Genomic DNA, 18,581 nt, shown 5'->3' with positions numbered 1-18,581 from the left:
CTAGAGCACCGCCAGGAGCCACCGAACCAGATCTCAGACGCGGTCTCAGAGGCTGCGCTGACCAGCATCCTCGGTATTGGATCCCTCGGCGTTGTCTGCTGGTTCCGTCGGATCTGTCGAATCAGCGGAGGCTGACTGCTGAGGTACAGCAGGCATTTGCGCCCCAGCTCCTGAACGTGTTTTCTTGGTGAAACCATCCATGACCTGCCCGGCCAGGTTTTTCTTCAAAACAAAGATCGTGCTGATAGAGGTGAGGGGCACGCCGCAGACGGCCACACACCAGCCCGGCTGATTTCTGAGTACCAGCTGATAACCAAGCCAGACGAAAGCGACCACCAGAAATCCGGACACCGTGATGCCGAAGGCTGTGTTCAGGTTGCTCAGGACGGCATTCCAGCGCTGAGTTCTAGCTTCGTAATTGATTGCTTTCAGTGCGCGCTTCAGATCCTTCGATTTTACGTTCTCAAGACGCTTTGCGAGCTCTACCAAGCGCTCTACGTCTACCTTCTCCTCGCCAGTTTCGGCGGCATGGGACATTAACGTGCCTCGCTCACGTCCGATGCCAGGCGTTTCAGGGCCCGAGCAACAACGTGATTCTGGCCGGTATTTCTCAGAACGCGATCTACCGAGAAACCATGGCGTCGAATTGTGGGTGCGCTCGGGTCCTGGGATCGTGCGGCGTCTGTGTATTCCGTCATGATCTCGGCCAAGATCGCGCTGGCTAATTCCGGATCTTCGTCGCTTCGCCGCAACAACTTCTGCTCCTCCAGTGCTGAGACCCTGGCTTCGGCCATATCGCGGAGGAGGGCCCCCATGGCTAACCGAGAATGCAGGCTTCGCTGGCGTTGCACCAGAGTCCACCGTAAGGCGATGAAGAACACGCCGATGGCGATGGTGGCACTTGCGGAGATAGCGCTAATGACCAGCAGTGGCCAGGAACTTTTGATGAAGAGAGCCAACGTGCAAAACACGAATGTCGAGACGGCGGAAAAGAAGCTCACTGTTACCACGATCAGCCGCAGGTTCGACAGGGTTCGATCCCCTGCTGCAAGACCCCCCGGTGAAGCCTCACTCGCCAATGGGGTATCCCTTGGCTCGGCTTCAGGAAGGAGAGCGAGCAGACTGGCTACGCCGTCATCAAATGATCTGGGACAAGCCAGAGACGCGCCAGGACCTGCAGGGAAAACCCGGCCTGTCGGGTCGAGCACGCTGCGCATGCCCGTCAAGAAGTGGCCAGCATTCATTGGCGCCCCCCGAGTTGTGCACGACTAGCATACCCAAAGTAGCAGATCATTAACAGGTTGTGACGGAGCTCTTGTGCAAGCAACCTACGGCGATGGCGAGAAGGGTGCCCCCTGTGGTGCAAAAATCTGACGTTGCACAAGAAGGGTTTCTGTGTGCGATGACCTATCGAACGTTTGATCTGCCGCTGAGGGAGATGGGCTGGCAGGAACGTTATTCCGACTATTGCGCTGTGCCATCGTCGGTCCCGCATGGGGGTCGTGCCCCGGGAACCCCAACCGCGCCGACGTCGGTTCATCGCCATAACAGGCATTGAAGCGCTTCGTCCGCGGTGTGCGCAGGCGAAGCTGAAGCGTTCACCGGATAGATCGGCGAACAGGGCCTGCTGCGCACCACGCACGCACGATGTCTCTTTGGCGACAGCGGTCCGACACAGTCCTCCGGGCCGAAGCCCCGCGGGCGCAAGATCGGCCTCGTGTCGGTAGGTACCCCGCCTAATCAACGGGTTTCGTAAGCCCTGTCGCAGCTACTCGAGGATGTCGTCGTTGGAGTCGAAGCTGTGGCTTTCGGAAGGTAGTTCGGTGAAGTACTCGGTGTCGGCTTCCCCGGTGAGGAGGGCGAGCAGGAAGGGGACGCACTGGCTGTTGTGGGGTTCCCATTCCGGGCCCCGGCCTTCGTTGAGGATGACCCTCCAGTCGTTCGGTTTCTGGCCCGGCTGCCGCAGCCAGTAGAGGTACATGCCGCTTTCCTCGACGTAGGCCCAGGGCAGGACCTGTGCATCGGGGTGCTGGAGGGCCGCCGGCTTGGCTTCCGTCTGCCACAGGTCGGCGAGGATTTCGGCTCGCTCCGTGGCCTGGTCCAGGAGGTTGTAGTCCTCGTCGGGGCATTCGGGGTCCAGCAGCCAGATCGTCTCGTCGAAGACGCCGCCTCCGTAGGTCTCGACGAGTTCCTTGTAGTCGTCGGGCAGGGGGGTCCCCAGTCGCTGCTCCACAGTCGCCCAGTCGCGTGTGCGGCGCGGCGTACCTGGGGGGACGAGCTCGGAGAGGCGTTCGACGGCGGGGTGCATGAGTGCCGGATCCTTTCTGTGTGCTCTACTAGGGTTTGGGTACGTTCAGGATAGTGACGGCGTTCGTCGCGCTGCCGCCCTCGTAGGGAGTGAAGCTGAAACCGTTGCTGCCCCGGGCGTGCAGGGTGAGTCCCACGGGTACGACGTCGCTCGGGTCGTTGGAGCGGTAGATGGGTGTGACCGAGTAGTCGATGGTTTCGCCCCGGTCGACGGCCGCTCTGATCTGGTCTTCGACTTTCCGCATGACCGGCGAGTTGGCGAATCGGTGCATGGTGACGAAATTGCGGGGGTCCTTGTTCGATCCGCCTATCTGGGCACCGAGCAGGTGGGTTTTGTTGAGCTTCTTGTATTTCTCGTAACCGGGCACGTTGACCTGGGGGTTGGTCTTTCCTCCCGTCATGTCCGGTTCGATGGTGGCTTCCATGCCGGTGGCGCGGCCGCCGGGTCCGGGTGCGCCGTAGCGGACGCGGCCGCCCCAGGTGACGTCGGCCTCGTCGCAGGGGGTGAGGCCCATCGGGTCGCACAGGGTGTGCGGGTTGTCGACGTAGGCGACGGGGTTCGGCGCCGGGTCGAGTCCGAGCGGATCCTGTGTGAGGTAGCGGGCGGTTTCGGGGTCGTAGTGCCGGAAGTAGTTGTGGTGCAGGCCGGTTTCGGGGTCGAAGTACTGGCCGGGGAAGCGCAGCGGTGTGTAGGCGGTGGCATCCCGGTTCCACGTCGTCGTGCCCCACAGCGTCGCCCGGGTGCGCCAGGCGATGGTGCCGTCCTCGTCGACGAGTTCGGTGGGGGTGCCGATCTGGTCGGTGACGATGGCGAAGAACCGCTGGTCGATGACCTCCTGGGGGGCCGAGGCGAGCGATCTGGTCTCGGTCTGTGCGAGCGGTGCCAGGCCGTCGTGGTCCCACGTGAGCGTGAGGAGTTCGTCGGTTCCGGCGACGAGGGTGGTCTGTTCGGTGAGGGTGCTGCCGTCCCACGTGAAGTGGGTTTCCTCGGCCACGGTTCCGTCGGCGGCGAGGCGCTGTTTGGCGATACGGCGGCCGAGCGGGTCGTAGACGTAGCGCCAGACCGTGCCGTCCGGCGTGGTGACCGACGTGAGCCGGTCCTCGGCGTCCCAGATGTAGCGCCAGGTGTCGGGCTTGCGTGACAGGCGCGTCTTCTGCCGCAGGACGGTGCGGCCCGCCGCGTCGTATTCGTAGCGCGTTCCGCCGGCCCGGGTCAGACGGGTGCCGGTGTACGTGCGCGTGCCACGGGTCTCCTTGCCGGGGTGCTGTTCCGGCCATGACGCGTGGGTCTGGTTGCCCATCTCGTCGTAGGCGTAGGTCTCGGTCCAGTCCGCTGCCTGGACGGCGGTGACGCGACCTGTCTGGTCGAGGGTGAAGGTGCGGGGGCCGGTGTGCTGGTCCGTGACCGAGGTCAGGTGCCCGTCACTGCGGTAGGCGTAGGTCCGTTGGATCTGCGGGCGTTGGCTGCCGGGGGTGGTGAGGGTCTGGCCGCTGAACCGGCCCTGGTCGTTCCAGGCGAAGGAGAGAGTGAAGCGGTCGTCCAGGCTGCGTTGGATCTCACGGCCGGCCGTGTCGTGCCGGAAGGAGAGGGTGCGGCCCGACATGGTGAGGGCGTCGTAGTTTCCGAAGGAGTCGTAGGAGTACGTCGTCGTGACGCCGGAGGGTGTGGTGCGACGGGTGCGGCGCCCGGCCGCGTCGCAGGAGGTGGTGAGGATCCGGCCGTCCACGGATTCGGCGGTGAGGCGTCCCACCGCGTCGTAGCGGTACTCCAGTCCGGCCTCAGGGGTGGTGGCCCGCAGGAGGCGTCCGCACGGGTCGTTCTCGTAGCGGGTTGATCGGCCGTCGACGGTTTTCCCGATGAGCTGGTCTGTGGAGTCGTAGCGGTAGGTGACGGCTTGTCCGGCGGGGTTGGTGCGTCGGACGAGCCGTCCTGCGGCGTCGTACTCGTAAGTCACGGTGCGGCCGTCGAAGTCGGTCTCCGCGACGAGTTGTCCGGCGGCGTCGTACCGGTATGTCCAGGTGAGCCCCTGAGGGCTGGTGACTGCCGTCAGGCGCCGCGCTGTGTCGTAGGAGAACGTGTGCCGTGCTCCGTCGGGGTCCACGCGGGCCGTGAGCAGGTCGAAGGCGTCGTATTCCGAGAGCGTGCGTGTTCCACTCGGGTCGGTGTGCAGGACGCAGTTGCCTTCCGCGTCGAACGCCCATGTCTCCGTCGTGCCGTCGGGGCCGGTCCGTGAGGTGAGCCGGCCCTCGACGGACCATGTCAGGCGAGTCGTTTTTCCTGTCGCGCCGGTCACTTGTACCGGCCGCCCGAACGCGTCGTACTCCTGCCGTTTCAGCGTCCGGGATCCGTCGCTGATGGTCAGCGGCAGCCCGACCGCGTTGGACGTGATCTCCACACGCTCCCCGAGGGGATTCGTCACGGTCTCGACAGCACCGCGGCGCCCAACGGTGTAGTGGGTCGCCTGTCCGCCGGGGTCGATGACGACCGTACGGTTGCCGCGGTCGTCGTAGGTGTAGTGCCAGACCGCGCCGTCGGGCTCTGTCACGGACGTCGGCAGATGGAGTTCGTTGTACTCCATGGTGATCCGGATGCCGTCGGGCCGGACGACGTGTGTCAGGCGTCCCTGGTCGTCGTAGGCGTACCGGGTGGTGTGCCCGAGGGGATCGGTGACGGCCACCAGGCGGTGCTTCGCGTCCCACTCCTGACTGGTGACGTGTCCGAGCGGGTCGACGGTGCGTATGAGGCGGAGTGCCTGGTTGTGCTCGTAGCGAGTGACGTTGCCCAGGGCGTCGGTCGTCGTCGTGGTGCGGGTGGCATCGTCGTAGGCGAGAACACCGGAGAGGTAGCCGCCGCTGCCCTCGGTACGGATGACGCGGCCGCGCTCGTCGTAGGTGTAGGTGTACGACGTGTTGTTGCGGTCGGTCCAGGAGGTGATCCGGCCCTCGGTGTCGTAGGTGAAGCGCAGCGGAAGGCCGGAGGAGTTGGCCACCTCGGTGAGGTGGCCGTTCCCGTCGTACCCGTAGGTGAGCAGTGTGGTCCCTTGGCTGTCCTGGCTGGCGGGGTCCAGGAGGCGCAGGGCCGTGATGCGCGGCTGGTCGCGGTGGCGGTCGAAGGCGACGCGGTAGCCGCCGGAGTGCGTGATCTCCAGCGGGGTGCCGTCGTCGGCGTAGCGGATGGTGATGCGCTGTCCATTGCGGTCCACGATGAACTGCAGGGGAAGTTCTATCGCGTTGCCGTCGTCCGTGGGCTGCGGTGTGTGGAAGGTGGAGGAGATGCCGGTGCCGGGGTCGACCAGGCGCAGGGCACCGTCGACCTCGGAGTCCCAGTACAGCGGCATCCTGGGGCCGACCTCGGGATACACGGGCTCGCCGGTCTCGGGGGCAGGGAGCGGGTAGACCAGCCGTGAACCGTCCGGAGCGGCGTACGTGACGGAGCCGTCGTCCACCTGCAGTCGCTGGTCGAGGGTGGATGCCCAGGACGGGCCGAACCAGCCGCCCCACCGGTACGAGGACATGTGGGTGCGCTGCAGCACCAGCGGGAGTACGCCGGGGAGTTGGACGTCGGTCTGGGGCAGCAACATGTCGCCGGTGGCCACGTCGATCGGGTCGAGCTTGCACTCCTTCTCCGCCGCCTGGATCCCGGCCTCTAGCCTCTGGGCCTCGCCGGGGCGGAGCCTGAGCCGTGACAAACCGTTTCCGCTGAGCTTCAACGCCTTGGCCAGCTCGGCGAGTTCACTGGGCTTGAGGGCCTTCAAGCCCTTGCCGAGGGCCTTGCCCAGGACGCCCATCCCGACGCCCATCACGGCGCCTTCGGTGAGGATACCGGCCAGCTTGCCGGGGTCCTTGAAGGCGCCCGGGTCCTGCAGCAACGTCTCGAAAGCGGAGAACTTCGCGCCGTCCGCGGCGAGTTTGCCCACCTGAGCGACTCCGCGGATCTCCTTGAGCGCCTTGAGCGCCCGCTCCACACCGCGGATGACCTCCATCACCTCGCGAATGACAGAGCCCAGTACCGAGCCCTCCTCCTCGATCCGGCCGACCAGCGCGACGACCTTCAGCGCGCGCTCGCCCGCCATGAGGGTGGAGGCGACCTCCGACGCGCCGGCGGTCAGGATGGACAGTGCAAGGCCCGCTATCTCGAACTCGGCGATCTCCGCCAGCATGACGCCGATCTCGGACAGCATCTCGTGCGCCTTGTCCGCGAAATCGTCCAGCGCCTTGGCGCCTTCGCGCAGTGAGTGGGCCATCTCCGTGGCCTGCTTGCGGGCGGCCTTGGAGCGCTTGTTGAACGCCTTGGCCGCCTTGCCCTCCCACTCCACGTCCGTGAGTGACTTGCGGGCGGCTTCGGCGGCGTCGTCCAGGCCGGTGGCCAGATGCCTCCACTTGGTGGCGATCTCCCGTACGCCGTCCGGATTCACGGCGGGATCGGAGATGCCCAGAAACTCCAGGCCGCTGGCGATCGAGTCGCCGAACATGTGGTTGAACTTGTTGACGTAGTGCAGCGGGTTGAGGTCGACCATCCTGTGCCGCTCAGCCCTTCTCCGCCTGGGCCTTGGCCGCGATGAGCACGTCGAGCAGGTCGAAGGCGTCGGAGACCTCGCCTATCAGCTTGGCCTCCGCCTCCCACTCCTCTTCCAACTGCCTGGTCAGCTTGGTCAAGGTGGTCATGCCCTCGCGTATCTCGCTCGTCGCGCTGAGCAGGGATCCCAGCGCGCCCAGCGCGCTCAGGTCGTGCGACTGTGCCTTGAACTCCTGCAACGGCTTTGCCGTGTGGTGCCCAACCGCCCGCAGTCCGGCCGCGGCCTTGTGTATGGACGTGGCCTGCTTCTTCAGGTCCGACATGCCACCTCACCCCCGTACTTCACCCTGTGCACATGGCAACCCGACGACCGTAGTGAGGACAGCTATAGGGCAGGTAAGGCACCAGTCAAGCAATGGTAAAGATCGTCATCTATCGCTTAGGCTGCGCCGTCCTTGAGCGGTGGTGAGGCAAGGGAGTTGACCCATGCGGCATTGGCGACAGCTCGTCATCGACACCTGGGGGGCGCTCGCGTACAAGCCGGCGTTCCAGGCCGCGGCCGATGGGCGGCCGATGGGCGGCCGATGGGCGGCCGACGCGCCTGCCGGGCCCCATGGCCGCATCGTGGCTGGCGGATTCGGAGCGCCGGCGCCTGGCGGCGTACACCGTGCTGGCCGCCTACGACCACAACCAGGCCGCCGCCCTGCTCGGCGAGGACGGCGACGACCGCCGGGAGTACGGCGACGCGTCCCTGATCGTCGACCAGGCGCTCTCCCACCTGCTCGGCGAGTCCCAGAAGATCGTGGTCGAGGGAGCCGAGGACGCCGCGGCGGGGGCGCAGAAGCGGGAGGAACTGCTGCGAGAGTGGGCGCAGTCCGAGCACCTGTGGATGCGGCTTCAACACGCCGAACGCACCGCGGTACTGCTCGGCGATACCGTGTACCTGCTGGCCTGGTCGCGCACCAAGGGCCGCCCGATCCTCAAGGCCATCGACCCCGGCTTCTACTTCCCGGTGCTCCCGGACGGTGCACTCGACGCGGGCGAGTATCCGGACCGCGTGCACCTGGCGTGGGAGGTGCCGGAGGATTCGGCGACCGGACGCAAGGGCACGCTGCGCCGGATCACGTACGAACTGGGCCCGATCGGAGCGGACGTCGGCACGACGCGCAGGTACCCGTGGTCGAGTCGGCCCAGTGCCGTCACCTGCTACCTCACCGACGCAGAATGGGACTTGGACCAGCTCGACAAGACCGACGACATCGACGCCCTGTCCCTGGCTCGGGCACGGTTCCGCACCAACGCCGACGGCGAGGTCCTTCATCGCCTCGACCTCCAGCTGGACTTCGTCCCCGTCGTGCACGTCCCGAACACGATCAACGGCGCCGACCACTTCGGCCAGTCCAGCCTGCTGTCCGCTGCCCAACTGCTCGACGACCTCGCCGCGGCCGACACCGACAGCCAGCGCGCCTCGGCGACCACGGGCTCGCCGATCATCGGCCTGTCAGGGGCGCGCCTGCCGGTGGACCGCAGGACCGGTAACCCGCTGCCCGTCCAGGTCGAGCCGGGGATGGTCTGGCCGCTAGGCGACAACGGACAGTTGAGTACGGTCGACACGTCTGCCCAGCTGGCCGAACTCAGGTCGTACGTCGAGGCGTTGCGTGACCGCCTGTCGGTGGTGACCCGGCTGCCGGGGAGCGTGCTGGGCACGGTCCGCCCCTCCGAGGTGCCATCGGGATGCGCGCTGCAGCTGAGCTTCGGCCCGTTGGACGCGATGGTCCGCTCCATGCGGCTGGCCCGGGAAGCGAAGTACCCGCTGCTGCTGAAGATGGTGCAACGGCTCTACCAGCTCGGCGGCGTCCTTCCGCCGGGCGAGAATCCCCGAGCCACGATCACCTTCGGCGCCTACCTCCCGACCGACCTGTCCGCTGCGCTGGACCTGGTGGCACGCGGGGTGCAGGCAGGCGTGCTGTCGTTGGAGACAGGGGTGCGGCTGCTGATCGACGCCGGCTTCCCCATCGAGGACGCCGGGCTTGAGGTGGAGCGCATCCGGGCCGCGGCCGAGGAGCCCGCGGGCGGCCTCGTCCACCGCCACCCAGCCCCTACACTCCCGCCGTGGTGACCATGAGACTGCATTGGGAAGACCTGCCCACCGCCACCCGTGCGGCCGTCGAAGCCCTCACCGGCCCCATCTATGCGACAGCGACCGCCGACAAGGGACTCAACAGCGAGATCGCCGCCACCCTCGACACCGGCGCCGGCCGTGTCTTCGTCAAGGGGATGAACTCCGACCACCCCCGTGCGTGGACACAGAACCGCGAGGCCACGATCAACCCCCACGTCGCCCCCCTCGCCCCCCGTCTGCTCTGGCGGATGAACGACGGCACCTGGGACCTGCTCGGCTTCGAGCACATCGAGGGCCGACCTGCGGACTACCGCCCGGGATCCGACGACCTGGCACTCGTCGCCGAGGCGATCATCACGCTCGCCGGCGTCCGGGCTCCCGTCGAACTGGAGCTCAAGCACATCGAGCAGCGCCTCGCCGACTACATCGACAGCCCCGACGACGCCCAACTGCTGCGCGGCGAGACCCTGCTGCACACCGACTGGCACCCCGACAACGTACTGATCGTGGACAACACCGCCCGTGTCGTCGACTGGGCATGGCCCACGCGTGGCGCCGCATGGATCGACGCCGGGTGTTGGGTCGTCTGGCTCATCGCCGCCGGACACAGTCCCGCGGCAGCGGAGCAATGGGCCGCGAAGATCCCCGCTTGGTTCACCGCGCCCCGACGCGCCCTCGACGTCTTCGCCACCGCACAGGTGCGGTTGTGGGCCGGTATCGCAGCGGATGCGCCGCACGTTGCGTGGATTCAGGCTCTCGCCGCTGCGGCCGGTCAGTGGTCGGCCTATCGAGGGCTGGGAGGAGAGACGCGCTCATGACGGACCCGCTCATTCATCCGCACGAGACGCTCACCTCCCGAGACGGCGAACGAGCCGAAATCGACACGGAGATGGTTCCCGTCATCCGTGAACTGTGGCGCCTGGACTTCACCACGCTCGCGTGCTGTCAGGACGTCGGCGAGGCGACGGCAGTCATACGAGCCCGGAGTGAAAGCCCCTCGGCTACGGCGCCGACGGCTTCATCGCCTACCACCGTGGTTGGGCCCTGCTCAAACTCCCCATCATGGACGCCATACGCCTCGTCGCCCTGCTCTCCCAAGAGCCCCTGTTCGCCGACCGGCTCCGTCGCCGGTGGCGTCCCGGCTCCTGGCGTATGAACGTCCCGCTCGTACCGGACGGACTCGGCGAGGCCGCGTTGCTCCACTTCCCTCGCGAGCAGCTCCCGCAACTGGTCGAGACCCTGCGACGGCAGAGGTAGAGCGCGCTTCGCGGCACTAGGGGTCCTGTCCGGCGGATCCTCACAAAGCGTCACCAGCAACCGAAAAGAGGCCACCCATGTGTGAAACCGATTCGACGCCGGAAGAGTCCTTATGGGTGATATCACCATGACGGGTAGTCAAGGAGAAGCCGATGTCGAGTGGGGCCAAGTCCAACGCGCTCATCGAAACGACGATCCTGATCGGCATCGGTCTCACGCGGCTCGCGATAGACCTCGGGGAGCTGATCGCGAAGCTGCTGACCTGGCGGCGGAACCGGTAGAACGGCGTTAGCTTGACGTTTACTGGGCGCTTCGTCCCTGGTTTCTGGCTCGACGACGAAGAAGCCTGAGCGGTGGTGATTCCGCTGAGCTTGACTCCCCGTCCCGCCACTCCAACGGCGCCTTCGATACGGCAGCCCTCCTTCACCTCGCCGACTACGAGGCGTAACAGCACAGGCCCTGGTCCGTCCCCGTTGCCTGGCTCATGCTCAGCCGTCACCTGGAGTCGGAGACCGACCGCCTGGCCACGCTGCGCGGCCGTACCTCGACGTCGGTATCCCGATGCAGCAGCCCGTTCACGAAGCTGCGGCTTCGCCCCAACTCGTCGGCGATTGCCTGGATCGAGGCACCTGCGGCATACCGCTCAGCGGCGATCTTCGCGTATCGCTCGCGCTCAGCTCCGAGGACATACCGGCTGTGGTTCGGGTACGGGATCTCCATCCGGGACTCCTGGTGCTGGTGTTCGGGCGGCTCCGCCAGGGTCTCAGAGTTCCTTGCGCTGTGAAACGCGGTCCATGCGACGGCGGTATTTCGTAGCGGCTTCTGTCTGGATTCGACCGGTTGGCGGGGCAAGTCCGGCGCGGACACGCCTGGCGTCACCCAAGTCGCGCCGATAGCGTTTGTTCGCTTGAGTTATCCCACACCTCACGGGAGTCCAGAGTGAACCGCCCCGCCCGGCTTGCGACGGCCGTGCTCGCCGCCTCCGCGGCCCTGCTGCTCAACGCCTGTGGAGGCGGAAGCAGCGGCTCTGACAACGGCAAGATCGCAGGCGCGGACGTCGGTAACGACAAGTCGGCGACGCCGACGGCGTCGGCCTCGTCGACCGTCAACCGCCCGAAGATCGAGCTGCCGTCGGACGTAACGTATGAGTTCGAGTGGAACAAGACCAGCGACGCGGACAAGGACGCGGTCCTCAGCGACGCTGAACAGCGGATCAAGGCCGTGGACATGGCCATCGCGAAGCAGGATCCGCTCAACGCCGCGTACCGCTTCTACTCGGAGGGCACGGCAGCGGCCGGTAGCCAGAAGTACATCCAGGAGTTCGTCGACCACAAGGCACGCACGACCGGCGTTGCGCGCTACTACAACGAGAGCGTGACCATCAAGGCCGACGGCACCGCAGCTCTCGTGTACTGCGAGGACCAGAGCAAGGCGTTCAACAAGTACCTGAAGACCGGCAAGACGGACGTAACGCCCGTGACGAAGAACAGTTACGTCATCTACGCCAGCAACCTGCACAAGAACAAGAACGGCGTCTGGATCACCGAGCGTATCCTCTCGCAGCGGGGGAGTGCCAAGTGCCAGCCCTGACCCGGCGGACCGCTCTGTTCATCGCCTCGGGGGCCGCGGCGCTGGTCCTGACTGCTGCCAACTCCGCTTACGCGGATACTGGCTGGGGCGGAAGCACCGACAACGGGTCCAAGACCGACACGTCGGGCGATGCGAACGGGGCCACACTCTCGTCGTCGGCCAGCGGCGTGATCGTCTTCGACCGTTCGAAGAACGGCTCGGGTTCGTCCGCGGGCGCCGTCACAGCCGCGGGCTCGTGGACGCCACCGCCCTGCTACTACGCACCGAAGTACACGCCCACGCAGCTCGAGAAGTACCTGACGCCGATCTGGGAGGCCGAGTCGACGGGGTACCAGTGGGATGCGCAGCAGCGTGACCGATACGTCAACGGGCATCCGTACAAGGACTTCAACAAGGACCGGGCCGACAAAGGCTACTGGTGGGACTCCTACGTCCCGGAGAGCCAGATCGGTGCCCCGGGCTCGCTCGATTGCGACAAGCCGATCTTCTGGGTCGACAAGGGTGCCCCTCCACCCGCGGACGTCCCTCAGGCCATCACCCCTGAGATACTCGCCCAGCTCGCGTATGCCGAGATCCGCGTTCCGTCGACAGAGGTGAACCTCGCGCCCGCGGGCACTACGAAGGTGAACCTGCCGACCTGGGCGTGGCTGGACACCGCGAAGTTCAAGCCGGTCTCGGTCACCGCGCGAGTTCCCGTCCTCGGTATCGAGGCGACGACCACCGCTGTGCCGGTCGCGTTGAAGATCGATCCGGGTACGACCGACGCTGTCACCTACCCGGACTCCGGCGCATGTCAGCTCAACACGGACGGCTCTATCGGCGAGCCCTACGCCAAGGGCAAAGCCGACCAGACTCCGCCGTGCGGTGTGAAATACCTCCGGTCCTCCGGAAGTGGCTCGTACAAGCTGCAGGCCACCGTCACGTGGCAGATTCATTGGACGGGCACTGGAGTTGACGGCGAACGGCACCTGCCTGATGGGACGTTCGGCGCGGCACAAGACGTCGTGGTCCAGGAGATCCAGGCCGTCAACCGCTGATCCCAGCATCAGCACGCAGCCGTCACGAGCACCGACCCACCAAGACCCAGGAGATACCGAGCCTCGCCATGACCGACCTCCGCCTCGAAGACACGATCTTCCAGGACCTGAAACGGACCTTCGCCGGCATCAGCGACCGTATGGAAGCCACCCGCCGTACTCTCCGCAACACGGACGCCTCGGCCGTCGGCGAGAGCAAGCTCGTCGACGACGTGCACAGCTTCGCCGACGACTGGGCGTACGGCATCAAGCAGCTCGGCAAGCACACACAGGGCGCGGTCAAGATGATCGACAAGATCGGGGAGGAGTTCGGGAAGCTCGACCTGCAGCTGGCCGAGTCACTCAAGGCCCCGACGAAGCAGAAGGGCGAGTGACGTGGCTGGCCAGCGGCCGTCGTTCCCGCACATAGGCTGGGACCCCACCCCCGGAAACGTCGAGGACACCAGGGATCTCGCCAAGAAGATCGGCACTCTGGCGAGCGAGCTGGGCACGAGCCTGCAGGAGCTCGAACGGATAGAGTGCGGGGCGTGGAAGGGCAAGACCGCGATCGCGTTCAGCGAGCACATCTCGACGGACGTCACGCCGCTGATCAGGAAGAGCTACGAGTCCTTCGACAAGGCATCGCGCGCGCTGTACCGATGGGCGAAGGAACTCGAGGGCTTCCAGGAGGAAGCCGACCGGCTGGAGAAGGAGGCCGGCGAGAAACTCGATGCCAAGGCGAAGGCCCAGCAGCAGGCCGACGCGAAGGGCGACGTCAAGGGCAGCGACGACCTCGGTAAGGCGTCGAGCGCCGTCGACGGTGTCATCAACAAGGTCCATGACCTGGAGGACCGCTACAAGAGGGCAGCGGGCCTCATCGGGAGAGAGCTCGACAAGGCGGGGAAGATCGCGCCGGAAGAGCCTGGCTTCTGGGACAAGCTGGGGCATGGGATCGCGGGCGCGTGGGATGCCACGGGCAAGTGGCTGGAGGACCACGCGGATCTGATCAAGGCCATCGGCGACGTCCTCAGCGACCTCACGGCGGTGCTCGGCTTTCTGGCCATCATCACGCTCCCGTTCGAACCCCTGGGCGCGATCTTCGGTGCGGCGGCCGTCCTCACCAGCGGGTTGGCTCTGCTGTCGCATTCGATTGCCAAGGCTGCTGGAGCGGACGTCAGTTGGATGGAGCTAGGGACGGACGCTCTCGGTCTGCTGCCGGGCATCGGCGCCTTCGGCAAGGAAGGTGTCATGGTCGGGAAGGGTGTGGACGCAGCGGCTGAGGCCAAGATCTTCGGTGCGGGATTCAAGGCCCTCGGCCCTCGGATGGGCCGGAACCTGGTCTCCTTCGGGGAGAACGCGGAAGCGGTGGTCGGTGGTAAGTCCCTGGGCGCCTTCGGGAAGTCCGTAACCCTGTGGGGAACGAAGGAAATGCAGCTGGTCGGGAACGAGAGCTCGAAGTTGAACCGGCTGGCCGGAGTCATGAACGCCGGCTACCGGCAGGGGCAGACACTGGGCACGAAGGGCTGGAACCTGCTCACTCCGGAGAAGCTGAGCGTCGACCCGTTGAGCAAACTGGGTCGTGGCATCGACGGAACGATCAAGCTCGCGCCGAAGATGTACAGCATCTACACACAGGCCAAGGAACACATTAACGCCGGCGATCGCCTCAACGCGGCCGCAACCTCTCACTGAAGGCCGAAGGTCCCACCTCATGACCACTTGGCAGCCGCGCCCCGGCGAACTACTGCTCGCCCGGTGCCTCGTCACCTTCGCCACCGGTGTCGCTCCGAAGGTGTCCGGGATGCGCTGGTTCCGCGACACGGACCGGAACGACATCCAGGGCGAGCTTCCGGGCTGGCCCGAGGGACCGGTCTTCACCCCTCGGAGCGAGGGCGGAGGCCGGGCGCGTTCCGCTGGACGGTCCGGCCTGACCGGGCTCTTCGCAGTGGTCGTTGGCGGGCTGGAGAGCCTGGCCGGATCGGGCAGTGTCATCAAGGGACCTTCCGCCCCGGTCAAGACGCCCCCTGAGGACCCGGAGAACGAGGTCGAGGACTTCCCAGTCATGTGGGCGGCACCCGGCACCATCGCGCGCACACTGCCGTGGCAACTCGACCGAGGTCGCAGGCCCGCCCCCTATCAGACCAAGGCGTTCGTGACCGACCAGCGCCTCATCGTCATCGGATACCCGGAGGGTCGCAACGGCGAGACCGAGGTCCTGTGGGAGTGCCGGCGCAGTGACCTCGAGGCAGTGGAGAGGAAGACGTACAGCAGGGAGAAGGCGGACACGGTCATCCGTTTCGCTGACGGCTCCTGGTGCCGTCTTCACATCCACAGCGGCGAATGGTTCCGATACCTCGCCATCCCGAACGAACTGATTCCCCCGAATGCCCTCACTCCTGGCCAGCTCCGTACCGTCGACGCCCTTGTCGCCGAGAGCGGTTTCGACACGCCCCCCGTGATCAGCCGTCGCCCGAGCGGAAACTTCCTCGTCGAACAACTGGGGCCGGAGGACCCTTCCGTCGGCAGCCGCATCGCCGTAGAGCAGCTGATGGACCTCAACGGCGAAGAGGTACCGCGCCAGCCCGGGGACTACGGCTTCTGACCGACCACGAATCCAGGACAGCACCCCATGGCCATTCCGACGGACGTCACTCCCCGCGACGCGGACATCGACGACGCCCCCGTACCCCCCATGCGTTTCGACACCCCCGACGGTTTCTTCGCGCTGCCTCTCGCCGGCGCACCGGAGGAACGCGCCGAACTCGCTCACACCTTCGTACGCGAGCTCTACTCCCGGGGCGACGAGACGATCTGGACCCCAGCAGCTCCGTACTACGAGGGCATCGCCGAGTACCTCTCGGACAGCGGCCTCGCCTACTCCGCGCTGGGACTGTTCTCCACAGACGACGGCGGTGTCGTCCAGTGTGCCTTCACCGTGGCCGCCGCCCGGACCGACCACGCGGATCCGGACATCGCGGCGCAGGGCATCCTGGCCGCGCTGGGCGGCGATCCCCTCAACGACGCGCGCTGGATGGAACTTCCGTGTGGACCGGCTGTCTCTTGCGTCACCCTGCGGGAAATGAGCCTCAATCCGACGATCACGGCAGACGGCGAGCCCAAGAAGCTCGTGACGGGCCAGATAGAGGTCCAAGTCCCGTTCCCGACCGGCCCGTACACCGCCGCGTTCACCCTGCACACGGCATCCACCGAGTACTGGGGCGAGTTCTGCGACATGATCGTGGCGATACTGCGGACGGTGTCCTTCCCCGACCCTGAGGAAGCCGATTTCGCAGATGAGCCGGGCGACTCTGACTCAGCGGGCGAACAGTAATGCGCGTGGACTTCGCCGTCCCCGCCGACCTCGAGCGTCGTTTGCCGGTGATCTCCGCGGCGGGCCGGGGGAGGCCCCTGCATCGTGTCTGAGCAGGTTCCCCTGCGGTCCCCCGCTATAGCCCCAGGATCAGCCGCTTCTTGGCCGTGAACTCCTCCTCGGTCAGGATGCCGGCATCGCGTAGCCCGGCCAGCTTCCTGATCTGGTCCGCCGAGTCAGGGACGGCCGGAGCGGGCGCGGCCTGCGCTACGGGCACGCTGCCCGGCACGCGAAGGTGGGAGCGGATCGCCTCCATCACCGGTGCGACCCGGTCCTTGGTGATGTTCGTGAAGCTGGTCGTGATGCCGCCCGAGCCCGTCACGACGATGGCGCCCTGGAGCAGGCCCTTGCGGTCGATGACTCCGGAGATGTTGGCGAGGGGGATCTCCTCCGTCGCCGAGGCGAACGCCCGTGCGTGGACGAACAGCAGCCGCTGGTCGGTGACGATCAGCACTCCGGACTGGTTGACGCTGCCTTGCTTGCGATAGGTCGTCGTCGCGGCGAGCACGCGCTCGTCGTCCCGCAGAGCCCCAGAGGCGACGGTCAGGCTCTTCTTCGAGCCCCAGAGGGTATTCTCCTGCGCAACCGCCTCGGCCAGGTCGCTGCGCAGCCCTTCGGGAACCTTCGCCGCCATCTCACTCCTCCGCATGTGCACGGGAGCTGCGAGGGGCCCCCGTGGCGATATGGGAAGCGCCCTGTGCGCTTCTCACGGCGGAAGCGTGCCGACTTGGTGAGCACCCTGTAAAGGTGAGTAGCTCATAGTTTGATCAAATCTTGTATTAGCCATCTGCCTGTCCGCTGCGCGATCCGCCGCCTGGCCCCGGAAGCGCATCCGGGAGCCGATGACGGGCACGGACTCAGGCTTCGATCGGGCTGTGGTCCTCCGCAGGGCGCGACAGAGGTTCGACGGTGTGCTGGGCCGTCTCAAGCCGGTGACCTTGGAAGTTTCGTTGTCATCGTCGGTCTCCACGAGTGGCGATCGTCGTTCTCGCTCAATAGGCATCCGCCGATGCTGACGCCGAACCGATTCCATATGCGCTTTGACGGGCGAACGTGCACCGTCCTCGTCGATGAGCGGGACATGACCGAGTACGTCACCGCTGTGGAAATGCGCGCTGAGTGTTGCCCGATCTGCTCGCGATCCGCAGCTCGTCGGCCGGCGGTTCCGCGTGACCGACATTGGCGTCGGAACCTACCTCGTCGTACGGGTCCTGCGGCTGGAGTTCGCCGATTAGCGTCAGATCGGCGGGTCGCGTCGCCTTCGCAGTGTCCCTGGTCCGTCGTCTGCGCGATGCCTGGTCATCGCGGTCATGATCGCTGGTATCTGCGCCGAGTCGGCTTTGTCCAGAGCCTTTGAGTCGAGAAGGAGAATGGCAAGCCATCTACATATGTAGGCCACTGGCCACAGTGAGACGCCGATCAGGGTTACCCACCACGGCATCCCCTCCAAGGAACTGCCAAGCGACGCACTCATCACGGCTGCCCTCCTGGCTGTTGGCCTTCCCGAGCCCGTGTCAGTTTGGCGAAAACCGTCAGGACGAGCACGGCCGCGACGCATGCCATCGAGTTCAAGAAGAAGTGCCCCGCGGTTACCTCCGCTCTGGTGAGGGGGCCGCTCGCGACATTGGGGGCGAAGTGGACGCCGGACGGCGTCGTTGCGGTGGGCATCCACTTGCTGTTGCGAAGAGTAGTGCTGTTCCAGAAATACGACCAAATATTAGGCAACATGAACACGATCGAGGTGATGAGGAAACCGGTGGCGGCGAGACCGGACAACACTGCTCCACGGGCAGACGCCGTATGGCAGCAGGCCAACACGTTTTGAGGACGGCGTGCACGCGCGGCGAGCCGTAATTGCCGCCGGACTCCGCGTGGATCTCCTTGATCCGCTCGGTCAGTTCGACGTCGCGGCGCCGCCGTTCGCACGGTTCGCGCTCGGCGCGGCGCCAGCGGTAGTAGGTGGAGGAGGGGATGTGCAGTTCCCGCAGGACGCACTCGACTCCCAGGCGGGGATGCTCGTCGAGGAGCGCCGTCACCTGGGCCGGGTCGGGTCGAGTTGCGCCGCGAAAAAAGCCGAGGCCGTCCGCAGGACGTCGTTTGCCCGCTTGAGCTGAGCGTTCTCCTTGCGCAGCGCCGCCAGCTCGGCCCGCTCGTCGGTGGTGAGACGGTCGTCGCGCTCGCCGGCATCGGCCTCGGCCTGTCGGATCCAGCCGCGCAGGGCCTCCGGGTGCACGCCGAGATCGACGGCCAGCTTCTTGATCTGCGGCTTCGGGTCGGAGGTCCGGTACATCCGTACCGCACGCTCACGCAACTCGAGCGAGTACTTTCTGGGGGCGGCCATGGTCGATGTTCCTCTCATGAGAACCATCTGACCCTCTGTCAACACACTCCGCATCTCGGGGG

19 protein-coding genes and 1 pseudogene are annotated in these 18,581 nt (G+C 66.1%); 11 read left to right on the top strand and 9 right to left on the bottom strand.

From position 1 onward, the window contains the following. Positions 1-45 precede the first annotated feature (45 nt). The 5 genes from MKW14_RS34345 to MKW14_RS34325 all read right to left on the bottom strand — a co-directional run bounded on the left by MKW14_RS34345 (position 46) and on the right by MKW14_RS34325 (position 7,146). Positions 46-537 carry a hypothetical protein gene (locus tag MKW14_RS34345; protein WP_240869747.1) on the bottom strand — a complete coding sequence of 164 codons (492 nt, stop codon included), beginning with the start codon at positions 535-537 and terminating at the stop codon, positions 46-48. Then, positions 537-1,001 carry a hypothetical protein gene (locus MKW14_RS34340; RefSeq protein ID WP_240869745.1) on the bottom strand — a complete coding sequence of 155 codons (465 nt, stop codon included), beginning with the start codon at positions 999-1,001 and terminating at the stop codon, positions 537-539. Before MKW14_RS34340 ends, MKW14_RS34345 begins: the two co-directional genes overlap by 1 nt. A 767-nt stretch (positions 1,002-1,768) precedes the next feature. Then, positions 1,769-2,308, bottom strand: a complete 540-nt coding sequence (locus MKW14_RS34335; RefSeq protein ID WP_240869743.1) for an SMI1/KNR4 family protein — start codon at positions 2,306-2,308, stop codon at positions 1,769-1,771. A gap of 28 nt (positions 2,309-2,336) precedes the next feature. Then, the gene (locus tag MKW14_RS34330; RefSeq protein WP_240869741.1) at positions 2,337-6,824 is read right to left on the bottom strand and encodes a DUF6531 domain-containing protein; all 4,488 of its coding nucleotides are present in this window, start codon (positions 6,822-6,824) and stop codon (positions 2,337-2,339) included. A 10-nt stretch (positions 6,825-6,834) separates the two neighbouring features. Further along, positions 6,835-7,146: a hypothetical protein gene (locus MKW14_RS34325; RefSeq protein WP_240869739.1), complete on the bottom strand. Its 312-nt coding sequence runs from the start codon at positions 7,144-7,146 to the stop codon at positions 6,835-6,837. 290 nt (positions 7,147-7,436) lie between these two features. Between MKW14_RS34325 and MKW14_RS34320 the strand changes: the two genes are divergently transcribed. From MKW14_RS34320 to MKW14_RS41070, 4 genes are all read left to right on the top strand, one after another. Beyond that, the gene (locus tag MKW14_RS34320) at positions 7,437-8,942 is read left to right on the top strand and encodes a hypothetical protein (RefSeq protein ID WP_240869737.1); all 1,506 of its coding nucleotides are present in this window, start codon (positions 7,437-7,439) and stop codon (positions 8,940-8,942) included. Between the two features lie 2 nt (positions 8,943-8,944). After that, positions 8,945-9,763 (top strand): phosphotransferase family protein, encoded by an 819-nt coding sequence (locus tag MKW14_RS34315; protein ID WP_240869756.1) that lies wholly within the window; start codon positions 8,945-8,947, stop codon positions 9,761-9,763. 244 nt (positions 9,764-10,007) lie between these two features. Next, positions 10,008-10,202, top strand: a complete 195-nt coding sequence (locus MKW14_RS34310) for a hypothetical protein (RefSeq protein WP_240869734.1) — start codon at positions 10,008-10,010, stop codon at positions 10,200-10,202. A gap of 152 nt (positions 10,203-10,354) precedes the next feature. Then, positions 10,355-10,483, top strand: a complete 129-nt coding sequence (locus tag MKW14_RS41070) for a hypothetical protein (protein ID WP_276622648.1) — start codon at positions 10,355-10,357, stop codon at positions 10,481-10,483. Between the two features lie 214 nt (positions 10,484-10,697). Here MKW14_RS41070 and MKW14_RS34305 read toward each other — a convergent pair whose 3' ends face one another. Beyond that, the gene (locus MKW14_RS34305; protein WP_240869731.1) at positions 10,698-10,922 is read right to left on the bottom strand and encodes a helix-turn-helix domain-containing protein; all 225 of its coding nucleotides are present in this window, start codon (positions 10,920-10,922) and stop codon (positions 10,698-10,700) included. Positions 10,923-11,141: 219 nt separating this feature from the next. Here MKW14_RS34305 and MKW14_RS34300 point away from each other — a divergent pair, with 219 nt between their 5' ends. The 6 genes from MKW14_RS34300 to MKW14_RS34275 all read left to right on the top strand — a co-directional run bounded on the left by MKW14_RS34300 (position 11,142) and on the right by MKW14_RS34275 (position 16,139). After that, positions 11,142-11,792 (top strand): hypothetical protein, encoded by a 651-nt coding sequence (locus tag MKW14_RS34300; RefSeq protein WP_240869729.1) that lies wholly within the window; start codon positions 11,142-11,144, stop codon positions 11,790-11,792. Next, positions 11,780-12,829 carry a hypothetical protein gene (locus MKW14_RS34295; RefSeq protein ID WP_240869727.1) on the top strand — a complete coding sequence of 350 codons (1,050 nt, stop codon included), beginning with the start codon at positions 11,780-11,782 and terminating at the stop codon, positions 12,827-12,829. The genes MKW14_RS34300 and MKW14_RS34295 overlap by 13 nt, the downstream gene beginning before the upstream one ends. A gap of 68 nt (positions 12,830-12,897) precedes the next feature. Next, on the top strand, positions 12,898-13,203 hold the full coding sequence (locus MKW14_RS34290; protein WP_240869724.1) for a hypothetical protein: 306 nt from the start codon (positions 12,898-12,900) through the stop codon (positions 13,201-13,203). A gap of 1 nt (position 13,204) precedes the next feature. Continuing rightward, complete coding sequence (locus MKW14_RS34285) at positions 13,205-14,500, top strand: enoyl-CoA hydratase/isomerase family protein (protein ID WP_240869723.1); 1,296 nt, start codon at positions 13,205-13,207, stop codon at positions 14,498-14,500. A gap of 19 nt (positions 14,501-14,519) precedes the next feature. Continuing rightward, on the top strand, positions 14,520-15,410 hold the full coding sequence (locus MKW14_RS34280) for a hypothetical protein (protein ID WP_240869720.1): 891 nt from the start codon (positions 14,520-14,522) through the stop codon (positions 15,408-15,410). Positions 15,411-15,437: 27 nt separating this feature from the next. Then, positions 15,438-16,139: a hypothetical protein gene (locus MKW14_RS34275; protein WP_240869719.1), complete on the top strand. Its 702-nt coding sequence runs from the start codon at positions 15,438-15,440 to the stop codon at positions 16,137-16,139. A gap of 115 nt (positions 16,140-16,254) precedes the next feature. Here MKW14_RS34275 and MKW14_RS34270 read toward each other — a convergent pair whose 3' ends face one another. Beyond that, positions 16,255-16,812 carry a PH domain-containing protein gene (locus MKW14_RS34270; protein WP_240869717.1) on the bottom strand — a complete coding sequence of 186 codons (558 nt, stop codon included), beginning with the start codon at positions 16,810-16,812 and terminating at the stop codon, positions 16,255-16,257. A gap of 885 nt (positions 16,813-17,697) precedes the next feature. On the opposite strand from MKW14_RS34270, the gene MKW14_RS34265 reads away from it, so the two are divergent. Then, positions 17,698-18,003, top strand: coding sequence for a hypothetical protein (locus MKW14_RS34265; protein ID WP_240869715.1), 306 nt, complete (start codon positions 17,698-17,700; stop codon positions 18,001-18,003). Positions 18,004-18,037: 34 nt separating this feature from the next. On the opposite strand, the pseudogene MKW14_RS41680 reads toward MKW14_RS34265, so the two are convergent. Together MKW14_RS41680 and MKW14_RS34260 are read right to left on the bottom strand one after the other, a co-directional pair. After that, positions 18,038-18,214 (bottom strand): annotated as a pseudogene (locus MKW14_RS41680) (hypothetical protein); the annotation flags it as partial. Beyond that, complete coding sequence (locus tag MKW14_RS34260; protein ID WP_240869712.1) at positions 18,211-18,519, bottom strand: transposase; 309 nt, start codon at positions 18,517-18,519, stop codon at positions 18,211-18,213. The gene MKW14_RS34260 and the pseudogene MKW14_RS41680, both read right to left, overlap by 4 nt. Between the last annotated feature and the right edge of the window lie 62 nt (positions 18,520-18,581).

Origin of the sequence: Streptomyces gilvus, assembly GCF_022513565.1 — a bacterium.
Lineage (GTDB): Bacteria > Actinomycetota > Actinomycetes > Streptomycetales > Streptomycetaceae > Streptomyces > Streptomyces gilvus.
The sequence above is the reverse complement of the archived record's forward strand: the minus strand, read 5'-3'. Positions and strand labels throughout refer to the sequence as shown.